Origin of the sequence: Mycoplasma sp. ATU-Cv-508 (assembly GCF_004011945.1) — a bacterium.
In the GTDB taxonomy this organism is placed as follows: Bacteria; Bacillota_I; Bacilli_A; order Mycoplasmatales; family Metamycoplasmataceae; genus RYZV01.
On record NZ_RYZU01000001.1, the window covers coordinates 357,018 to 377,428 of the forward strand.

Below are 20,411 nucleotides of genomic sequence, written 5' to 3' on the forward strand. Positions count from 1 at the left end.
CATCTAGACATTAAAACGAAACAAGACGATGTCTCCATCTTGCATTAGATAACTTTTGCCTTCCTGACTAACTTTACCAACTGTACGCGCGCCAGACCAACCCTGCCCGGCTATATAATCGCCAAAACGAACCACTTCAGCCCGGATAAAACCGCGGGCAAAGTCGCTGTGGATAATGCCGGCGCAGTCTTGAGCATTCATGCCTTTTTTGAAAGTTCACGCGCGCACCTCTTGGGTCCAACCGTAAAAAATGTTGCTAAATTTAAAAGATCGTAACTAGCCCGAATTAGTTTGTCAACTCCACTTGTTTGAATGCCTAGTTGAGCCAAAAACTCGTTTTTTTCCTGTCCTTCTAAATCGGCTAAATCACTTTCGGCTTGAACGCAAAGAGCCAAAACTTGACCGCCTATTGAATCCAAGTACTTTTTTAATTGCTGAAAAGACTGAGACTGCTCAGGATTGGCTAGGTGTTTTTCGTCCACGTTAGCTAAATACAAAACCGGTTTAGCGCTAAGAAGGTGGTAATTTTTAAGTCAGTCCTGCTCGGCCTGGTTTAACTTAATCGTGTGCACCATGTGATCTTGACCAAGGTGAAAAATCAACTTTTCTACGAAGTTAAATTCCAGCGCAACTTTTTTATCAGATTGGGCTTTTTTGTGTAAACGAGTGCGGATTTTTTTAACGCTTTCTAAATCGGCTTGCATTAGTTCCAAGTTAACTATTTGCACATCTAAAACTGGATCAACTTGGTTAGCAACGTGAATAACGCTGGATCGGTAAAACATCTGACCACATGGACAATCGCATCAACTTCCCGAATATTACTCAAAAATTGGTTGCCAAGCCCTTCGCCTTGACTAGCTCCTTTAACCAAACCCGCAATATCAGTAAATTCAAAAATGGCCGGTAAAACTTGCTGGGTCGGGCCACTTGAACTAACTGCTCAAGGCGAACGTCAGGCACTTCTACCACCCCTACGTTGGGCTGAATGGTCGCAAAAGGATAGTTGGCAATTTCAACTTGCAACTTGGTGAGCGTTTTAAAAAGCGTTGATTTACCGACGTTGGGCAAACCAACAATACCTGCCCTCAGACTCATTGATTCCTTTCCGGGTGTTAAATCTTTTTAGCTAACGAGATCGCGTAAGTCAAGACAAAAATTGCTCCGATCAAAAGGAGCAGAATTATTAAACCGGCTAGTAACTTACCAAATTTGCGTTTTGATTGTTTTGTTTACGCAAAAATTGCTGGGTAAACTCTTGACTGTAAGGAGACTTTTCTTCCACGACTAAGATTATATATTTGCTGGGGGCTCGCGAAAAGAAATTTTTGCTCATAAAAGAACATTCTTAAAAAGATAAGTTCTTATAATGGAAAGTGAAGATGATGTATCTTAGGTTTCCCAACGGTTTAATTGAAGTAATTACTGGTCCAATGTTTTCGGGCAAATCCGAAGAATTGATTAAGCGGATCAAAATTTTGCAGTACGCAAAAATTAAAACGTTAGTCGTCAAACCCAAAATTGAAAAACGTTGAAATAAAGACGCAATTTTTTCGCGAGCCGGCACTTCAATTGAAACCATTAGCGTTGACAATGCCCGCCAAATTATGGAAAAGTGAACTCCAGCCTTCCGAGCTGTTGCGATTGATGAAGCACAGTTTTTTGACGCTGAAATTGTTAAAGTAGTGGTTAAACTGGCTGACCAAGGCGTGCGAGTGGTAATTTCAGGGTTAGATAAAAACTACTTGGCGCAGCCTTTTGGCGTGATGCCCACCCTGTTAGCAATTAGCGATAAAGTTGATAAATTAATCGCAGTCTGCGTGATTTGCGGAGCCGCTGCAACGTTAACATTTCGTCTCAAAGGCGGCAAGGAATTAATCCAAATTGGCGACAAAGAATACGAAGCGCGTTGCCGACACTGTTACCGACTTGGGATGGAAGACAAAAACGAGAACTGCTAAATTAATTAAAAAAAATGGGGCGTACGACGGGAATTGAACCCGCGAATGTCGGAACCACAATCCGATGTGTTAACCACTTCACCACGTACGCCACTTAGAAACTTAACTCCCACATTTTAACTGATTTCGCGGGCGAAAAATTCGATCTGCTTGGTTAAATGCTGCTTCAAAACCAAGCTGGCGCTCGTGCTGACAAAGTTACATCACATGTGACTAAAAACCAAAATAGCAAACTGGTAAAGTTTTAAAAGTTTCTGATCTAGGCCTGCTAAGCGCACTAGTTTGGCCTGATCTACCTCGGGCAAAAGCGCCAGCGAAGCAAAATCAAAGTAGGCATCATCAAGTCTGGCCCACTCCCAATCTAGTAGAAGCATTTGACCGCGCGTGTTTACCAAAATGTTGTGTTTGTTTAAATCGTGGTGAGTCAAAACTAACTTTTGAAGAGCAGTAATTTTGCGCACCACATTTTGGTAAAGTTCAGTGATCGGGCCGGGCAAGTCGTTAACGTTTAGGTACGCCAACCAATTTTGTTTTAAAACCGGGAAATCAACTTTTGTCTGGTGAACTTTTTTGAGCACAACGAGCAACTTTTTTAAATTGCTTTCTGAGCCTAAATCGGGGTGTTTGCCGCTAATTCACGGTCTAATGACAATCCCATCGGTCGTGGAAAAATAAAGTCCTGCTCCGATGCCAAAAAGCTCATAAAGCTTTTTTTCCTGCTCAAAATCGTTTTGACGTCGGGGAATTCTCAAGATGTATTTTTGCCCGCTATTGAGTTTAAAAAGATAATTGTCGTTAGTGTAACCCGCGTGGATCAGTTTGTAATCTAAAATTTGCTCACTCTTAATTTGGCTTAGTCGGGTAAATAATTTTTTAATACGAAGCATAAATTTGTTTCCGGTTTTGGTTCAAATTATTTTTGTTAATTGTTCTAAGGCAAAGCGGCAAACTTGCACCGGAACTAATTAATAAGACGGCACTACGAAAACTGTTGGCTACTAGGGAATAAGTTCAAGCTGAGTAACCTTCCCAGGCGTACGACGCCCATAAAACTACCCCGGAAACAACGTGGGAGCAGTAAAGCCGCCGACCATCAGAAAAGTCCAACCTAGGTTGAATCAGACGGACGTTTTTTTCCAAGTTCAGGAGCCGCTCAAAGCCAAAAATAGGTAGGGCAGCCAATAATCAAGTGTTAACACGCCCAGTCCGGCTCAGGCATTTTTAGCTCAAAAGATGCCGCTGATTAAAATTGCCGGAGCAGCCCAAACCAGTGCTCCATAAAAAATTAAACCTGTCAATAGCGTTTTTTTTCAGCCGAAAAAAAAGGAGAAGCCGACCGTTAAAAGTTCGGGCAAAACAAAAACTGACCCGAGTCCGCTCGGCAAGTCGGGCATCAACCATGCCAAAGTGTGAGCGAGCAATAAAAGCGTGAGCATCAAGGCGCAAAGTGTGATGGTACGAATTTTCTGGTGCATAGTTTTGGTAGCAAAGTAATTTTATGCTCTTTGACTTTTAACTTTGAAAACGAGAGTAAATTCGCCCTTGATTTTTTGGGGATCTAGAGCGGACTTAATTTGCATAGGATTGCCGCGTCAGTGAGTTTCAAATTGTTTAGTCAATTCTTTGCCCACGAAAACTTCAACTTGATTTTGAAAAACGCTCGCCAAGTCTTCTAGAGTAGCAAGAAGTTGGTGGGGAGGAACATAAACGACAAAAGTTCCGCTCGGTAGTTTTTGAGTTGGTTTTGACGCTTAATTTTACGGGCTGGTAAAAAACCTAAAAAAGTAAAAAACTGGTCCAAATTAGCTCAAACAACTGCCGTAGTTAAAGCGGAAACTCCGGGAATGATTTCTACCGCTAAGTTTTTTCAAGCGCAGCACGCATAAGTAAAAAGCCCGGATCGGCAATGCCGGGCATCCCGGCATCGCTAACCAAGGCGACATCAAAACCTTGCTCAACTAACTTAATGATGCCCGGTGTGCTTTGGCGTTCGTTGTGAGCATGGTGAACAAGTAGTTTTTTACCTTTAATCGCATAAATTGCTAAAAGTTTGCGAATTCGGCGCGTGTCTTCACAAGCGATGTAAGCGACTTGCTCTAGTGTGCTCTTGGCGCGAAAAGTTAAATCTTGGCTGTTGCCAATTGGCGTAGCCACAAAGTAAAGTTTAGCCATAACACTTTTCTCAATTTAAAACTAAGGAGTTCCAATTGAGCGATTGGTTAACGTTGTGTTTGACCATCGTTAAGAAACTTTCGACAGCCGCAAAAGCTCGCTGGGTGTCAAAGTTTGCCGCGAGCGACCAATTAACGATGTCTTGGTGGTCGGGATTAATTAACTGGTAGCCGTGCTGAGCGCGAGCAATGTCTTCCACGATGACAAGTAAAATCAAAACTAAAAGCACTTGATTGCTAGAGTTAAACAATTTTTTGAGTCGAATGCTTTGAGCTGGTTCACGGCAAGTCTTAGTTAAAATTTGGCAAACGCTGGGGTAAAGTTCGCTAAATTGCAGGCGGTTAATTCAATCTTCAGCCCGTTCGGGACTGCGCGTTAAAAAAGCTAAGACGCGGGCGTACTGCTGCGACAAATTGTGTTTACGCAAAATCTCAATGGTCTTAACAAAAGAAATTGGACGGAGACGAATTTCCAGCGAACGCGATCTAATCGTAGTTAACACGCGGTGAACTTGGCTAGCGGTCATAATGATGTAAGTCGCCGGAGGCGGACTTTCCATGATTTTAAGCAGCATGTTTAGGGCGTATTTATTGCTGTTTTCAACTTTTTTAATTAGCAAAATTTTGACGCCTTTGTCGTCTAAAGCCGTTAGTTGTAATTTCTCTCTGACGGCGCTAATTTGCTCCTTAGTAATTAATTTACTTTGTCCGTCCACGACGAGCAAGTCCGGGTAAGTTTTAGTGAGACGACCTGGTTGACCGGCAAAAATGTCGTTATCACTAATTAGCGCTTGAATGAGTATTTCCGGCGCTTGTTCTAAATCGGTGTCAATCCCGCCGTTAAAAAGGTAGGTGTGAGCAACTTTTTGTTGCGAAAGGAATTCCGGATGATGCGGTAGGCTGTCGGATTTGTCTCGCGAAATAGTTCAAGATTTGCCATAAATTAACCTAGTCTAATTTTAAAACTTTCTTTAAAGCGTCCTTAACCTCTTGCAAAACACTCGCCTGGTCTAGGGAGGCATCAATTGTTTTAAACCGCTCGTTAAACTTTTTGATTACCTGGCGGTAGCCCTGGTTAATAAGATTTCGAAACTTGCGATTCACCGATTCAAAGCGGTCCAACTTTGCGCGACTTTGCGTACGAATTTTAGCTTGCCTAGGCGGTAAATCAAAGAAAAAAAGTTAAGTCAGGGATCGTATTTTGGGTAATGAATTTTTGCATTTCCCAAACTTTATCAATTCCTAACTGACCTGCGTAACCTTGGTAGACTAACGAAGAATCTAAGTAGCGGTCGCAAAGTACGACTTTGTTAGATTTAAGGGCGGGTCAAATGTGCCGCTCTAAATTTATTCTCCGGTCTAGCGAATAAAGAAGTAGCTGGCTCATAGCGCTAATCGGCGTCTTTTCGTCAAGCACCAAAGAACGGATTTGACTAGTGATCGGGTTGGATGAGCCCGGCTCACGAGTTATCACGTTAGCAATTTTTAAACTATCCAGTCATTTTTGAATTTCTTTGATAACGGTCGTTTTTCCCGATCCGTCTAATCCTTCAAAAGTAACTAAAAGTCCTTGTTTGTTTTTTTGAACCATAACGGCCCGAACTAAATTGCGCTACAAGGGCAAATTAGTGTTTTTGGGTTGAATCGCCTCCTCGGCTTGGTCAATCAATTCGTTAGCTTCGTTCACAGCTAGCATGAAAAGGTCCTCCACTATCTCTTTGTCGTCCGGATCAATTAGAGCCGGGTCAATGTCAACTTTATCTAGCCGCCGGTTACCCAACATGACAATCGAAAGTCCTTGTTTATTAACTTCAAATTTACGTTTGTGCAGTTCTTTCTCGGCTTTTTCTAGTTCGGCTTGCATTTTACGAGCCTGTTTCATCATCGCGTTAATGTTCATTCCGGTTCCTTTCTAGTCAAAACTGTTATTTTCCAAATAAATCGCCGAAGATGTCGCGACCAATTTCTTCGTGCGGATCAACTTTAACTTCTAATTGTGGTGGTGAAATCGCTTCGCCAGCTCGTAGTTGGCCCTCGGCCTTCATCACACTCCAAGATTTTTTGACTTCCTCAAATTGCTCTCTAGTGATCGCATAAATTCACCGAGCAGAGCCAAAAACCTCTTGGGTTAATTGGTGCACAATCGGGTTTTGTCGGTAAAGATTCAAAGTTTGCACTAACTGATCTTCTTCGCTTGAAACTAAAACAAAGTGTTCGCCCGCACTAATTACTTTGCTTTTCATCAGCAAAGCAGCAGGTTGGCCATACTTTTCTTGACCAGCGTAAGCAGTTAGGAGCGGCCATTTTCCTTTCACAAATTGCAACTGATCTCGCTTAGAAATGATTAGTAAGTTGATTAGTTCCTCGAGCGTGTAACTGTTTGGTTTATCAAGAGTTATTTTTTCGGTTTCGTTAGACTGGTCAAGTCCGAAAAGTTCGGTAATGTCAAGATCATCTTCAACAGTCTTATCTTTTTCGGCGCTGATTAACTTTTTGCCACCAATTTCGTCTTGACTGAGCGGAATCACCAAAGAATCTTCCCAATCAGGTCTGGACTTAACTGGACTAGCAGCGGGCAAGGTTGGCTGAGGGTCATCCGGAGCGGTCTCGCTAAAATTTTCAAAGTTTAAATCGTGGAGCTGAGAATCTGCGGCAACTGTTTGGGTGCTTAATTGGTCGCCAGTCGCTGATGTCTCTTCCTCGGCTGTCAACTTATTTTCTAACTGGACTGGACCTGGTTCAGGCACAGATACACCCGCCGGTTCTGTTTTCAAAAGAGCAAGCATTTTTAACTCAAAAAGTTGGTTTGGTAACTGGGTAAACTTAATTTGGTTAGCTAACTCGATGAGCGTGTCAACCATCTGGTAAGCAAAACTCAAATCAACCACTAACTGGTTCACGTCTTCCAACGTTAAATACTCAATTAAGTTAAAATCGGATGTTTTCCGATAGACGATCAGATCGCGCAAAATTTCAATCAAGGAAAACGTTAGCCTTTCTAAATCGACTCCGTTTTCAATAAAACCGGTTAAAGCGAGGAGAAAGACTTTGCTCTCGCCGCGGTAAATTGAGTTAATCAGTTCAATTTGTTTACCGATTGATACCAAACCAAAAACTTGCGAAATAGCTTCAAAAGTAATTGAGTTGTTGCCAAAGGCAGCCGCCTGATCAGAGATGGAAAGAGCGTCGCGCAAACCGCCGTTAGCTAACTTGGCGATAAATTTAAGCGCCTCGGGTTCGCAGTCAATTTTCTCTTGTTCAAAAACTTGGGAAAGTTGTTTTTCAATTACCGTCGGTTCAATCCGTTTGAAATTAAAACGCTGAGTTCGGGAAAGAATTGTGGCCGGAATTTTGTGGGGTTCGGTCGTGGCTAAAATGAAAACAATGTGGCGCGGCGGTTCTTCCAAAGTTTTTAAAAGCGCGTTTCAAGCACCTTTGCTGAGCATGTGGACTTCATCGATGATGTAAACTTTGTACTTACCTTGCACGGGAGCAAAGCGAGCGTTTTCAATGATTGAACGCATTTCGGCGACTCCGTTGTTGGAGGCAGCGTCAATTTCAATGATGTCAAGCGTTAAATCTTGGTCAACTTGACGAGCGTTTTGGTTGATTGCTCGGGCAAAAATGTGAGCCACCGAAGTTTTACCTGTCCCCCGGGGACCCGCAAAAAGGTAAGCATGGGAAACTTTGCCTTGGCGCACCACGTTTTCTAAAGTAGTTACAATGTGATTTTGACCAACCACTTGGTTAAATTCTTCGGGTCGATAAGTGCGGTAAAGTGCTTTATAAGACATTTCTTAGTTAATTATACACGGCGGTTTGCTGGGCTAGCAAACCGATTTGAAATAAGGCAAATTAACTCTTCAACTCTTAAAAAATAGGTCAGCGCCACCCCTGTTTGACGTAATTGGTTTTTTTATAAAAAAAACCAATTACGTCACATTGGGATGGCCTTTTAGAGTTTGCAGTTAATTCGGGCTTTGTCAAAAAACCAAAATTTGACGTCCAATTAAAGGCAAACTGCTAACCCCTTTGTTGACAAACCAAGGTCTAACCTCGTTATCATCAAACTTACTTAAATCAAAGTCGCGACGGTACTCAAGCGGACTAGAATTGTTGGTGTAATCAGAGCCAAAAGTGGGCGATAAAATGCTTCACCATGAGTTTGATTCTTCGTCATAGTCGGCAAATACGCCGTTAACGCTGTTAACAAATAGTCCATATTTAGCGTGGGGGTCACGAAAACCAAACCGAGGTTGGTTAACAATTTTTTGTTCAACTTCAAACTCGTTAATTCAAAGCAGTAAATCGGAGAACATTTTTTGACCGTTCTGGATTTGGTAAATCTGGTCCATTTCTTGCTTTCCATCAAGCGTTTTTGAAATAATTCGAACCTCGTTTTCAACCCCAAAATAGGCAGTTTCTAACTTCTTAATCTTTTGTTTGAGCTCTTTGATTTGTTCCAAAAGATGGGTGTTATTTTGCTCAAGCTCTTTGATTTTTTCCCGGTAGCCTACTCGATCTTGCTGGGCATCGTCTATCTTTTTCTCTAACTGAACTAACCGCTCAACTAAAGCATCGCGCTGGGTCTTAGTATCTTCTTTGGAAAGTGTCTGCTTGGCGCCGCAACTAACTGCCAAAGTGGTGATTAGTCCTAAACTTGGCAAAATTACCATTTTTTTTAACATTTTTACTCCTTCTACCAAAAATCGTTACTGTCAACTCGAAAAACATTTTCAAAAAGAAATTTACTAGTTTCAAACAAAATGGTGGCCGCGATAAAATTGCTAATTGCTCCGAGCAAATTGGGAATAACCGCGGTGGCAAAGCGCGCAACCGCAAAGGAAGGACCAAACAAAAGCAAGTCGTAAGGGTAATACCAAAACATAATTGAAAACCCTCAAAAACCACACCATAGCGCAAAGAAAAGTTGGTTTTTATTAAGAAGACGTTTAAACGCGAAAGAGAAAAGTCCTTCCAAAGGAAATATGAAAAAATAAACTAACCACCAAGTGCCAAAACCATAAATTATTCCCGTGATCATAACAAACGCAAAAATAATCGTTTGCGAAAGTCTAAACGGCAAAAATACGCTGTACAAAATGCACAAAAAGGTAACGACTTCCACGCCGACAATAAATCCCAGCGCGTACTTTGCCGCTACGACTAGCGAAGTCAAAATTGCGCTCACCGTGATTTTGCGAGTGGTCATCTCTAAAACTCAATTCCTTGGCGAGCTTTTAGCCCGCGGTTGAAGTAGTGTTTCTGAGGTTCAAAGTGCGTTATTAAGTCAGCTAAATCAAAAACCTGTTTCAGTTTAACGTGACCGGAAATAAGAACTTCGCGCTTTTCAATTCCAAGTTTTTTAAAAAAATTAGCCAGATATTGCTCGGAAAATAATTGGACGCTGGAAGCAGCTAAATCTAAAATTTCATCAATAATAATCACGTCAAACTGGTCTTTGGTTTTTTTAATTTGCTCAAGTCCTTCGTAAACAATCTTCCGAGTTTTTTCTTTTTCGTTTTGATCCATTTCAATCACGAACTTGCCCGTGTGGTGAAAGTGAACCGGCGGAACGCCGACTAATTTTAAAATCTCATTTTCGCTGCTCGGTCGACCTTTGAGAAAGCGGTAGTAAGCCACCCGCATTCCAGCGCCTTTGGCACGAATCGCTGAACCGTTAAGCGCCGAAGTTTTACCTTTGCCAAATCCTCAGTAAATGTGCAACATAATTTAGTAGTTAAACTACCCGCATCTCCTTAATCGCAAAAATTCCGCTGAAAACACTTTTTCCTTCGCTGACATTATCGAGTTGGTAGAAAAACGAATCCCCAGAGGCAAACTTAGTTAGTTTAAAGTGTTTGCCATCAGGAATTAGTTGGTAAAGATCAACGACTCATTCGTTAGGTTTGGGACCTGGTGTTGGCGGCTTGATATGGTAACTTGATCCGTCTAGATCGTCCAAGCGAAAACCTTGAAATTTAGGGTTCTTGTCAAATTCTTTACCCAGCCAAGTAACGTGTTTTCTTTGGAGATAAATGTAGGAATCACCAATTTTGTGAATTCGGTCGTTGCCGTGGAAAGCAGTTTTAACCGCGCGAAAATCGTAAGAACCGGGCAAAGCTTGCAAATACTCTTTGTGCCACTGGCTACCACCAACGATTGCTGAGTAAATTTTCGCATCTTGCGCGCTAATTTGGTGCTCTGAAGTGAGCGCGTTGTCGCGCGTCAAAATGAAACGAGCGTCGATGTATGGTTTATTAGGTGTTTTGTTAAAGGTAACTTTAACCGCGTTTTGATGGGTAATTTCGTAAGAAAAATAGTTCTCGTCGCCGACCAGCGGATACCAATTTTGGTGTGCTCCGGGATTGCCAGGATTTTTGTGATCAAAACGACCTGCCTCGTTGGGGCTCGTTTTAACATTTCAAAAATTAGAAGCGACTGCGATCGCGTCCCGGTTAGTTTCCTTAGCTAAAAACTCGGCAAAATATTTATCCCAATCTTTGTGAAGAATGCGTTTAGACTGCTCACAGTAGTAACGCGGTGTGCGGCCTTGCAATTGAGTAGTTTTATGAAATGGTATGCCGATTGAATAATCGTCTTGGTTACGAAAAATTTTGGCCGCGTTAAAATGACCCCGGTTAACTTTTAAAGAAGCTTCGTTAGTAATTAAATTGGTGTCATCTAAGTAAAAACTTTCTAGAAAGTGGGCGATTGAGTGACCATCATTATCATCGTCGTTGTAAAGAACGTAAAAAGAATCTCCGTCAGCAAAAAGAGATAGTCCAGATCCAAAGGGCATGTCGGTGTGAAGTGGCACAACTTGAGCATCGACCTGGGTGCCGTGGGTTTTATCACCCCATCAAAAAACGCCTTGGTAATCTTTTTTGACTAAGTATAGTCCGTCGTTAATTACGTTGTAGGGCTGACCATCAACTTCAAAACGAGGTAATTTTTTAACTGCTTCCATGTCAAGGCGTTTGTTTTCAGGAGGTATTTTTTCTTTTTCGTTAAGCTTATCGTCTTTGGCCGGCGGTTTTTCTTGGTCAGATGTTTGGGTACTGCAAGCCAAAACAGTTAGAGTCGGGCTAATTAAAGCCAAGGTGAAAAATGGGTAGAGAATTTTTTGCATTGTTTGTTTGTTCCTCGCATTAATAAGTTTGCTTAAACTAGTCAATCTGGTCAGTTTTTTTAACTACTAAACTGCTGGAGATGGCAAAACCAAAACCGCTAGACTAGTGAAAGTCGGTTTAACACTAAGTAACTACTCTTTTAACTATTTCAACAAGATTAAAATTTTGAACAGGCTGGTAAGTCTGGTCAACCTTGAGCATCAGCTGGTATTTTTTGCCATCGGTGCTAACTAATCGGTAGCGCTTTTCTTCGGGCCAAGAAACATGCAAATCAAAAACCACTTGGTAGTGCGAAGAAGGTAGTCCGGAGCGGTGAACTACGTAATTTTTACCGTCTACTCCGTTAAGTCGAAAAGCGTTAAAGTGCAAATTGTTCGCCAATTTTTGACCCAACCAACTCGCATCCTTGGCATGGAAAGTTAGGTACTCGTCGCCCAGCTTGTGAAGGCGCGAATTACTAACGGGTCTTTCTTTAAGCGCGCGGTACTGATAAACTTGATTTTGATGATTTAAGTAATCGTTGTGGCGGTCTTTTCCGCCCACAATTACCGAGTAAATTTTGACATCCTGAGCACTGATTTCGCGGTTAGCAAAATCTAAAGAACCGTCTTTGGCAAGTCCAAATTGAGCGTCTATGTAAGGTTTGTTAGCAGTTTGGTTGAAAGTAATTTTCACGGCGTTCCGATGGGTGATCTGGTAAGAAAAATAATTTTCCTGGCCCGTAATCGGGAGCCACAGTTTGCTAGCACCCGAAGCAGAAGGGTCTTGCGGATCAAAACTACCGCTCTTGTTTGGGGTGGTTTTGACGTTTCAAAAGTTAGCCGCTAAATTAACCGCGGCTGGGCTAGTTTCTTTTTGCAAAAATTCTGCAAAACTTGCGTCCCAACTTTGGCCAGCAGGTAGTTTAGACTGCTCGCCGTAATAACGAGGTGTTTGACCAGTTAAATCGGTTTTTTGTACGAACGGGATGCCGGTGTAATGGCCTCAGCGGTGACCGAGTTTAACAGCTTGCGCAGACTCGCGATTGAGCTCAAAAGACTCTTGGTTGGTAATTAAGTTGGTGTCATGTAAATAAAAACTGTCCAAAAAGTTGGCGATGGAATATCCGTCTTGGTCGTTATCGTTGTAAAGAACGTAAAAAGAGTCGCCTCCACTTAAAAGCGAAACTCCGACGTGGTAGGGCTTGGCAGTTTTTAGCGGCACTACTTTGGCATCGACCTGGGTTCCGTTTGTTTGGTCTCCCGATCAAAAAATACCTTGGTAAGCATCTTTGACTAGGTAAAGTCCGTCGTCCTTAACTGGATAATCTTGGCCGTCCACTTGAAAGGTCGGCAGTTTGGAAATGCGTTCTATGTTAAGTTTAGAGTTTGATTTAATGGCTGGATTTTTGTCTCCAACCCAGTCGTCAAGCGGTATGTCTAATTGACTTAAGTTGGCCGAGCAAGCCAAAGCCGAAGCGGCAGGCAAAGCTAAACCAAACAAAGTAAAAATGATTTTTTTCATCTCAGTAAAACTCCTTTAATTGCTCATGTCTCATTTAGCAGTTTGAACAAATATAACGATCGTATCAGCTACAAGCGGTATGCCAGAAATGCCGAAGTTGGTAGTCCAGTTTTGACGAGACTGTTCACCAAAAGACTGGTAAGCAAAGTCGCGGGAATAGTCAAGCGGTGTTTCGCTGTTAGTGATTGGCTTGGACGCGGTAGGTGAGAGAATTTTCCACCAACTTTCCGACTCATCATTGTAGTCAGCAAAAACTCCGTTGACACGGTTAACAAATAAACCGTAAAGACTGTGGTGGTCGCGAAAACCAAAACGTTCCTGGTCGGTGATTTTTTGTTCTACTTCAAACTTGTTAATTCACAAGATCAAATCTTCGAGAGTTTTATGATCGCTTTTTGTTACGTAAATCTGGTCCATCTCTTGCTTTCCATCAAACGTTTTTGACATTAAACGAACTTCTTTACCACCGTAATGACTGCCTTTTTCTAAGTTAGCATCTAGTTGTTGATACTTTTGAAAGTAAACGCTGAAAAGACTGGCAAAAACGATTAAGAGCAAAGAAACGATCGATAAGACTGCGTAAAATTGACTTTTCTTCATAACACAAATCGCAACCCAACTGGAGAGATGGGTTGCTCAAACAAACGAACATGATTAGTTTAAAGCGCCCGCTTTCATCCTTAGTGATCAGTGCTAAACAAAGACCCGACTATAACGGTTGCTAGGACAGTTTGGTATTTTCAACCAATTCCATGTTTTAACACTTGGCGTTAAATTGAGTTGCAACGCCATTATACTACCAAAGACAGAATTGCAAATTAATCCAAATTGCCTATAATTGGGGTTAATTAATCATGCAATTAGACAAAATCATTGATTTACAAAAAAAACTTGACCAAGCAATCGAAACTCAACACCAAGTTAAAAACGCCGATTTAACTAAGCACCGCGTCTTAGCATTAATTGTTGAAATCGCCGAACTTTCTAACGAAATCGCTTCTTTTAAATACTGAAAAAAACAGCGCCATTACCAGCGCGAAAAAATTCTGGAAGAGTATGCTGACGGACTTCATTTCTTTGCTTCGCTTTTGGTAAGAGCTAAGTTTAAAAAGTACCGTTTTGAATCAAAATTAGCCAACCGTCACGACATTAACACTCAACTGCTCAGTCTTTTTCAAGCGGTAAGCAGTTTGGAAAACAAAATTAGTCGCAAAAAAATTGGGCGCGCTTTCCGCCTCTACTTAGGTCTGGGAGAACTGCTCAATCTTTCCCAAAGTGAAATTGAACACCACTACATTAAAAAGAACTTAATTAACCACGAGCGCATGCAGCAAAACTACTAGACTTCGCACTTTAACTGAACGCCGCAGTTAGCACAAGAGTTGCATCCGCCAAATTTTTCAATCGTACCTTCTTTGCAAACTGGGCAGAGATTGCCAATTTGAACTCCGATGTCTTTGCCGTACTTTAGCCCGGGAATGTCAGACACCTTTTCTTTGATGTGCTCAACTTGCTCGCGGGTAAATTCGGAAACCGAAATCGTTTGGGTGTCAAGTTGGTTGTCTTCTTTATCAATTGATAGAACTTGCGAATCTCGCGAACCATCCACGTAAACGGTTCCTCCCTTAGCGTTATTGTCGTAAAGTCGCATGTAAATTTTTTCCACTTGTTTAACAGTGTATCCGCGGGGCGCGTTAACTGTTTTTGAAATTGAAGAATCAATTCAGCGCTGAATTGTCACTTGCACGTCAGCGTGCTCTTCCGGGGTAAGATCCATCGCCGAAACAAAGAAAGATGGCAATTCATTGCCGTTAAACCAGTTGCGGTGTTTTTTTCAATCAGCGACAATTTTTTGATCAACCTCAATGAATTTACCAAGTCGACCAGAACGGAAATATTTAAAAGCGAAGTAGGGCTCTAGTCCAGTTGAAACGCCAACCATCGTCCCAGTTGTTCCCGTTGGAGCGATCGTCAAAAGATGAGAGTTTCTAAGTCCGCCGTTTGCCCGAATGGCTTGGTGAACTTGCGGCGGTAAAGTTTGAATAAAGCCGGTTGAGCAAAGTTTTTCAACCTCTCCTTTTAAAAATGGGAAAGGGCCTTTTTCACGAGCTAGTTCAGCCGAAGTTAAGTAAGCTGTGGTGGCAATTTTTTCAAAAACTTTGTCAATCAATTCCAGCGATTCTTTTGAACCATAACGCACACCTTTCCAAATGAGAAAGTCGTGCAGTCCCATCACGCCCATCCCCACTCTTCTTTCTCCCAGCGCTTGGTGGCGATTTTCGGTTAGGAAATAGGGGGTTTCATCAATGATGTTGTCTTGGAGACGAACGCAAACGCTAACGGTTTTAGCTAGTTTATCCCAAAGAATTTCTCCGCTCTGATGCTCAATCATGTTAGCTAAGTTAATCGCACTTAAATTGCAAACTGAGTAAGGAGCTAGTGGTTGCTCTCCGCAAGGATTGGTGCAGACGACTTTTTGATCATAAGCTTGGGCGTTTGTCATCTGGTTAGCGCGGTCAATGAAGAAAACGCCTGGCTCGGCCGAGTAAGTTGCGCAAAAGTTAATCAAATCCCACAACTCGCGGGCTTTAATAGTTTTGTAAACTTTAACTGGATAACCCAGTTCTTCTCACCTGCGCACGTCGCCAATTTCATGCCAGTGTTCGTCGTAAAACTTTTTTTGTTCCGGGGTTAATTTTTCAATGTCGGGAAAACGCAACGACCAAAGCGCGTCTTTTTTAACCGCTTCCATGAACGGATCGGAAATACCAACCGAAATGTTAGTGCCAGTCAAAAACTCTGGCTCAACCACTTCGTAAGATCCTCCTTGTTCTAGTCTAGTAGTGGCGCTTTCCTTTAGTTCACGCGGAGCTTGACTGCTAATCACTTGCTCTAAAACTTTGCGCTCAAAATCTGATAAAGGTTTTAACTTTAATTTGTCATTTGCTTCACGAACAATGTCAGCGTCAGGAAAATGGTCAGCGATTCATTTCAAAATTGGCGCTTTTTGCATTTTTGAAATGATGAACTCAACAATGTCGGGGTGTCAGTCGGCCAAAATAATCATTTGGGCTCCCCGACGCGAACCGCCTTGCTGGACTAAGTGGGTTAGCATCGCGATGTCATTCAGTCACGATACTGCCCCCGAAGATTTACCTCCAACAGTCAGAGCAACCGTGTCTTTAGGTCGTAAAGTGGAGCCGTTAGTACCGACACCGCCGCCGCGAGACATGATTTCCATCACGTTTTTTACGGTGCTCGGAAATTCCTTCCCGGGAGTCGCGCGGCATGGGCATCACAAAGCAGTTAAAGTAAGTAACGTTGGTGCCAGAGCCAGCCCCATACAAAACCCGACCAGCCGGAACAATGTTGTTAGAAGCAATTTGCTGGTAAAACTCATCTTTTCAAGCTTGACTTTCGCTCGCTCCGAGCGCGTTAGCCACCCGGCGAGCAATTTGTTCAAAATAAACTTCCAGCGGTTTACTTAGAGTAGATTTATGAACTTGAATCACCCCGTCTTCGGTTGGGTGATAGTTGGGATCAATTTGGTTAATGTACTCGTTTTCAACTTGAATCGTAACTAACTCGTCCTTAATCTCTAACACGTAGGCCGTCCCTAAGGTAGGAAATTTGACGTCGTACTTAATTTTGGCCACGACCAAATCACCCTCTGACAAAGTTTTCAGTTTGAGATCTTTTTGAGAATAGCGGTCAAGCATCACTAGCCGACTAATTCCTTCGTAAGTTTTTTGCATTTCTGAACTAACGGGTGTTAGGTGAGGAAAATGCTCTAGGATCGCTTGGTTAAGTTGATCAATGTATTTTCGAGGGTAACTAACTGATGGCGTTTCAAGTGAAGTGGTACTAGCGGACATAGGTGTTGACCTCCTTAGAGTTAGAAAATTTTTTCAAACTGAATAGTGCATTGAACATTATCTACTAACATCTACCAACAAAGTAGAATTTTATGTAAAACACACTCCGAACTGGTTTTTGGTCTAATCGGGCGGCGAACCAGTTCTGGATCTGCTCTGAGCGGCAATGGACATTTTATCAAGGTTAATTTTGCGTTCCTTAGGAAGCAGAAAATTAGCGCTTATTCCGGCAAAAATCGCGACTGAAGTGGGCGAAAATACGATCGCCACCTGGTTTAAATTCCAGCCTAAAATTGCCCGGCCAAGACCAACAACTAACATAATGGAAACCACAAAAATGTTGCGTGCTTGGTGCAAATCAACTTTCTCATCTAAAAGCACTTTTAAACCGTTGGTGCCGATAAAACCAAAAAGAATTAGCTCTAAACCGCCTAAAACATGGGTTGGAATGAGGTGCAAAACAGTTGAAATCACCGAAACAAACGACATCCCAACCGCCATCACAGCTGCTAGAGCGGTCACGTAAACCGAAGCAACTCGCGAAAGACCAACCACGGTCGTGTTTTCGCCGTAAGATGTGTTAGCTGGTCCGCCCAGCGCGCCACCAACCATAGTTGCTAACCCGTCTCCTAACAAAGTTTTGTGTAGACCGGGCTGATCGCCCAAATAATCGCGGCCGGTAATTTTTCCTAGCACCGTGTGGTCGCCTATGTGCTCGGCAATCGTTGCCAGCGCCATCGGCATCATAATTAGAAGCGGCATCGGAGAATAGCTTTGATTTTTACCGATCACTTGACCATTTAAAAGAGCGTTGGAAAAATCAGGCAACCCTACGTAAGTGCTAATGTTAGTTCAATTTACTTGGTAGTATTTGGTGAACTCAGGCGTTTTGTGTCACGTCGAGACGACTAAAGAAACAACTAGACCAATTAGCATTGCGCTTGCAATTGGCACGAGTTTAAGTTTGCCGCGGCAAAGTAAAACGATTAGCATCGCGCTGGCGATCGTAATCAAAGCGACGCCGACACCTCATCAATCTATGTTTCAGTTGCCGTTTTCAAAAATGTTACCTTGCTTTGAATCAAGCAAAAAAATGTGGTTAATTGCAATCGGAGCCAGACTAAGACCAATGACAATAATCATTGGTCCCACTACAACCGGAGGCAGCATTTTTTTAATCCACCCCGTGCCAAAAAGGTAAACCAAAATCGCCACCAAGCAGTAGACAAGCCCTATCCCGAGCAGACCGAGAAACATGCTGTTTCCGTAAAGCGGGTAGAGCGCGCCCATCGTCCCGATGTACGCGACTGACGAGCCAAGGTAAATCGGCACTTTAGCTCTAGTAATTGCAATGTAAACAAGAGTACCAACGCCCGAAGCAAAAAGGGCGACATCAACACCAATCACTTTAGTTTGTCCTGTCGGGTCAGCGGTTAAATTAATTAATAGGGGTGTTAAAACAGTCGCCCCGAACATAGCAAAAACGTGCTGGAAAGATAAAATGATCCAAAACTTTAACGACGGTCGCTCGCGCACATCCAATACCATTTTTCTTGGTGGCGCGCTGGGAACAGTGATTTTTAGCGTTTTGGTTTCGGGCAAGTTTTTTCTTCCTAATTTTTTTCATGGTATCTCAATTTTGGAGTCAAAATTGTTAGATTTTTTTAACCATCAAACTTTTTACGGTAGAGAAAAACCTCAAAACCGTCGCCACGGAAAAACAAATCTTTCCGGTGCTTAGATAAATCAATTTTTAAAAAGACGTCGCCTTGCGCTTTTGTGTCCACTTGGGAAACGTATATTTCCTGGGCGTAAGGGTAAAACTGCTCGTAAACCGATTTACCGCCGCTAATGAAAATGTCTTTTTGATCGTGGTCAAACTTTTCAAAAAGTTTGACCACCTGATCGGTTGAGTTTAAAATGTGGTCAGCGTTTTTTAAGGGTCGATCACTCAGCACATAGTGGGTTCGGTCAGTTAATCGGCCCGGTAAGTTGGCAAAAGTGTTTTGACCTCAAAGCAAACTTTGCCCCAAAGTCATCCGACGGAAAAAAGCTAGTTCAGCCGGGTTTTTTCAAGCCAATTTGTTTCCCTTGCCAATTAGTCAGTTGGGCCAACGGCTACGATCATTTTGACCATTAAACCGCCACTTTCGCCTTGATGCTCGGATGACTTTGGTAATTAGCCAAAACAATGTCTTCAAACTTAAAGTCAAAAATGGATTTAACGGCTGGGTTAAGAATTAACCGGGGGAGTTTTAATGGTTTACGCGCTAACTGTTCGCGCGATTGGTCAAGATGGTTTAAGTAAAGATGGGTGTCGCCGGTAGTGTGAATAAACTCGCCCGGCTTGAGTCCGCAAACTTGAGCCACCATCATCGTGAAAAGCGCGTAAGAAGCAATGTTAAAAGGCACGCCTAAAAAAAGATCGGCCGAGCGTTGGTAAAGGTGACAAGATAAGTGTCCGTCTAAAACGTAAAATTGGATCAAAAGGTGGCAAGGCGGCAAAATCATCGATTTTAACTCGGGCGGATTCCAAGCGCTTAAAATTAAACGTCTTGAGTCGGGGTTATTTTTGATTTGATCAATCAAATGACTGACTTGATCAACGCCGCCAAAATTACGCCATTGCCGACCGTAAACCGGTCCGAGGTTGCCTCATTTTTGCGCAAAGGCAGAGTCGGTTTTAATTTGGTTAATAAACCACTCTAAGTTGTGTTCGGGCTGATAAAACTGACTTTGCTGATAACGCTGGTAAGGTCACTCGTTTCAAATCCGCACATCGTTATCAACTAAGTATTTAATGTTGGTGTCTCCGCTGATAAACCAAAGAAGCTCGTGAACGATGCTGCGAAAATGCATTTTTTTAGTGGTTAAAAGCGGGAATCCGCTCTTTAAATCGTACCTTTGTTGCGTACCAAACACGCTTAGAACATCCACGCCAGTCCGGCTTTTTTTGCGTTGGCCCCTTTCCAAAACGTGCGAAAGTATCTCTAAATATTTAACCATGGCGAGTTTATTATCGCAAAGATAGCGGCTATAATGCCTAGATGATATTAAACTGAGACCAGTACTTTCTAGCTTTAGCACTTGTTTCCGGTTGACGTTCAAAAGATCCGAACACCCAAGTCGGAGCGGTTTTAGTCAACGAGCATAACCGGGTAATTGGACTAGGCTACAACGGGATGCCCAAAGGAATGGATGGGGCTTTCCCTTGGCAAAAAGACGGAGAAAATGCCCACACCAAATACCCCTACGTAGTTCACGCGGAAATGAATGCCATTTTAAACTCAATCAAAGACACACGTAACACCCGACTTTTTACTTCGCTCTTCCCTTGTTCCAACTGCGCTAAATTTGTCGCACAGGCTGGTATCAAAGAAATAGTTTACCTGGATGACAAATACGATGGAACCGAAGACAACTTAATCGCTAAGAAAATCTTCCGTCAAACCAAGGTGGCATTTCGAGCCGGACCCCGGCTTAATCTAAAAATTGAGACCGATGAGATATGCGATAATTTAGTTGTCAAAACAAATGAAAGTGAGACAAACGATTAATGTACCAATACCGTGCTCGATTAAAAAGTTCGCAAGAAATTATCGCCGAAAGTCACACGCTGGAAAACATTGAACACCAAATCACCGCTTTCCGACGTGCTCAACTCCAAGGCAAGCACACTAAAATGAATGAACCAGTCGAAGTAATTCACATTTTCCGCAACAAAAAGCAAGGGACTGGCAAAGAAGTGTTAGTCAAAATCGTTTAATT

At 42.5% G+C, this 20,411-nt stretch carries 22 protein-coding genes, 1 tRNA gene, 2 pseudogenes and 1 riboswitch; of the genes and pseudogenes, 4 read left to right on the plus strand and 21 right to left on the minus strand.

Annotated elements, in window-relative coordinates; translation table 4 throughout:
• Positions 1-3 precede the first annotated feature (3 nt).
• Positions 4-1,098: pseudogene (gene ychF, locus CSH31_RS02040) on the minus strand (redox-regulated ATPase YchF).
• 287 nt (positions 1,099-1,385) lie between these two features.
• Between ychF and CSH31_RS02045 the strand changes: the two are divergent.
• Positions 1,386-1,961, plus strand: coding sequence for a thymidine kinase (locus tag CSH31_RS02045; protein WP_127943102.1), 576 nt, complete (start codon positions 1,386-1,388; stop codon positions 1,959-1,961).
• 15 nt (positions 1,962-1,976) lie between these two features.
• On the opposite strand, the gene CSH31_RS02050 is transcribed toward CSH31_RS02045, so the two are convergent.
• The 16 genes from CSH31_RS02050 to CSH31_RS02120 form a co-directional block, all read right to left on the minus strand.
• Positions 1,977-2,052 (minus strand) — tRNA-His (locus CSH31_RS02050).
• Positions 2,053-2,077: 25 nt separating this feature from the next.
• Complete coding sequence (locus CSH31_RS02055) at positions 2,078-2,848, minus strand: phosphotransferase (protein ID WP_127942791.1); 771 nt, start codon at positions 2,846-2,848, stop codon at positions 2,078-2,080.
• 165 nt (positions 2,849-3,013) lie between these two features.
• On the minus strand, positions 3,014-3,436 hold the full coding sequence (locus CSH31_RS02060) for a hypothetical protein (protein WP_128008663.1): 423 nt from the start codon (positions 3,434-3,436) through the stop codon (positions 3,014-3,016).
• A 21-nt stretch (positions 3,437-3,457) separates the two neighbouring features.
• Positions 3,458-3,628: a hypothetical protein gene (locus CSH31_RS04625; protein WP_161565675.1), complete on the minus strand. Its 171-nt coding sequence runs from the start codon at positions 3,626-3,628 to the stop codon at positions 3,458-3,460.
• Positions 3,629-3,818: 190 nt separating this feature from the next.
• Positions 3,819-4,133, minus strand: a complete 315-nt coding sequence (locus CSH31_RS04630) for an SAM-dependent methyltransferase (protein ID WP_128008664.1) — start codon at positions 4,131-4,133, stop codon at positions 3,819-3,821.
• Entirely contained in the window at positions 4,126-5,079 is a 954-nt protein-coding gene (locus tag CSH31_RS02070; protein ID WP_128008665.1) for a hypothetical protein, read from the minus strand. The genes CSH31_RS04630 and CSH31_RS02070 overlap by 8 nt, the downstream gene beginning before the upstream one ends.
• Position 5,080: 1 nt before the next feature.
• Positions 5,081-5,254, minus strand: a complete 174-nt coding sequence (locus CSH31_RS02075) for a hypothetical protein (protein WP_236630697.1) — start codon at positions 5,252-5,254, stop codon at positions 5,081-5,083.
• Between the two features lie 34 nt (positions 5,255-5,288).
• Positions 5,289-5,723 carry a dTMP kinase gene (gene tmk, locus CSH31_RS02080; protein WP_128008667.1) on the minus strand — a complete coding sequence of 145 codons (435 nt, stop codon included), beginning with the start codon at positions 5,721-5,723 and terminating at the stop codon, positions 5,289-5,291.
• Positions 5,724-5,744: 21 nt separating this feature from the next.
• Positions 5,745-6,032, minus strand: a complete 288-nt coding sequence (locus CSH31_RS02085) for a YbaB/EbfC family nucleoid-associated protein (protein WP_127942796.1) — start codon at positions 6,030-6,032, stop codon at positions 5,745-5,747.
• Between the two features lie 25 nt (positions 6,033-6,057).
• Complete coding sequence (gene dnaX, locus CSH31_RS02090) at positions 6,058-7,926, minus strand: DNA polymerase III subunit gamma/tau (protein ID WP_128008668.1); 1,869 nt, start codon at positions 7,924-7,926, stop codon at positions 6,058-6,060.
• 174 nt (positions 7,927-8,100) lie between these two features.
• Positions 8,101-8,820 carry a hypothetical protein gene (locus tag CSH31_RS02095; protein WP_128008669.1) on the minus strand — a complete coding sequence of 240 codons (720 nt, stop codon included), beginning with the start codon at positions 8,818-8,820 and terminating at the stop codon, positions 8,101-8,103.
• A gap of 11 nt (positions 8,821-8,831) precedes the next feature.
• The gene (locus CSH31_RS02100; protein WP_128008670.1) at positions 8,832-9,344 is read right to left on the minus strand and encodes a hypothetical protein; all 513 of its coding nucleotides are present in this window, start codon (positions 9,342-9,344) and stop codon (positions 8,832-8,834) included.
• A gap of 2 nt (positions 9,345-9,346) precedes the next feature.
• On the minus strand, positions 9,347-9,862 hold the full coding sequence (locus tag CSH31_RS02105) for a cob(I)yrinic acid a,c-diamide adenosyltransferase (RefSeq protein WP_128008671.1): 516 nt from the start codon (positions 9,860-9,862) through the stop codon (positions 9,347-9,349).
• A 10-nt stretch (positions 9,863-9,872) separates the two neighbouring features.
• Complete coding sequence (locus CSH31_RS02110) at positions 9,873-11,264, minus strand: hypothetical protein (protein ID WP_128008672.1); 1,392 nt, start codon at positions 11,262-11,264, stop codon at positions 9,873-9,875.
• 124 nt (positions 11,265-11,388) lie between these two features.
• Complete coding sequence (locus CSH31_RS02115) at positions 11,389-12,768, minus strand: hypothetical protein (RefSeq protein ID WP_128008673.1); 1,380 nt, start codon at positions 12,766-12,768, stop codon at positions 11,389-11,391.
• Positions 12,769-12,783: 15 nt separating this feature from the next.
• On the minus strand, positions 12,784-13,368 hold the full coding sequence (locus CSH31_RS02120; protein WP_127942803.1) for a hypothetical protein: 585 nt from the start codon (positions 13,366-13,368) through the stop codon (positions 12,784-12,786).
• Between the two features lie 44 nt (positions 13,369-13,412).
• Positions 13,413-13,532: riboswitch (adenosylcobalamin-variant (AdoCbl-variant) riboswitch) on the minus strand.
• Between the two features lie 90 nt (positions 13,533-13,622).
• Between CSH31_RS02120 and CSH31_RS02125 the strand changes: the two genes are divergently transcribed.
• Positions 13,623-14,111 carry a dUTP diphosphatase gene (locus CSH31_RS02125; protein ID WP_128008674.1) on the plus strand — a complete coding sequence of 163 codons (489 nt, stop codon included), beginning with the start codon at positions 13,623-13,625 and terminating at the stop codon, positions 14,109-14,111.
• On the opposite strand, the pseudogene CSH31_RS02130 reads toward CSH31_RS02125, so the two are convergent.
• The 4 genes and pseudogenes from CSH31_RS02130 to thyA form a co-directional block, all read right to left on the minus strand.
• Positions 14,108-16,643, minus strand: a pseudogene (locus CSH31_RS02130) (vitamin B12-dependent ribonucleotide reductase). The gene CSH31_RS02125 and the pseudogene CSH31_RS02130 sit on opposite strands and share 4 nt — an antisense overlap.
• A 123-nt stretch (positions 16,644-16,766) precedes the next feature.
• The gene (locus tag CSH31_RS02135; RefSeq protein ID WP_128008675.1) at positions 16,767-18,245 is read right to left on the minus strand and encodes a solute carrier family 23 protein; all 1,479 of its coding nucleotides are present in this window, start codon (positions 18,243-18,245) and stop codon (positions 16,767-16,769) included.
• 62 nt (positions 18,246-18,307) lie between these two features.
• A complete protein-coding gene (locus tag CSH31_RS02140) occupies positions 18,308-18,724 on the minus strand; it encodes a dihydrofolate reductase (protein WP_128008676.1) in 417 nt (138 codons plus the stop codon).
• 55 nt (positions 18,725-18,779) lie between these two features.
• Positions 18,780-19,649, minus strand: coding sequence for a thymidylate synthase (gene thyA, locus CSH31_RS02145; protein WP_128008677.1), 870 nt, complete (start codon positions 19,647-19,649; stop codon positions 18,780-18,782).
• A 41-nt stretch (positions 19,650-19,690) separates the two neighbouring features.
• On the opposite strand from thyA, the gene CSH31_RS02150 reads away from it, so the two are divergent.
• Positions 19,691-20,200 (plus strand): cytidine/deoxycytidylate deaminase family protein, encoded by a 510-nt coding sequence (locus CSH31_RS02150; protein ID WP_127942809.1) that lies wholly within the window; start codon positions 19,691-19,693, stop codon positions 20,198-20,200.
• On the plus strand, positions 20,200-20,409 hold the full coding sequence (locus CSH31_RS02155) for a hypothetical protein (RefSeq protein ID WP_127942810.1): 210 nt from the start codon (positions 20,200-20,202) through the stop codon (positions 20,407-20,409). The genes CSH31_RS02150 and CSH31_RS02155 overlap by 1 nt, the downstream gene beginning before the upstream one ends.
• Positions 20,410-20,411: the final 2 nt, after the last annotated feature.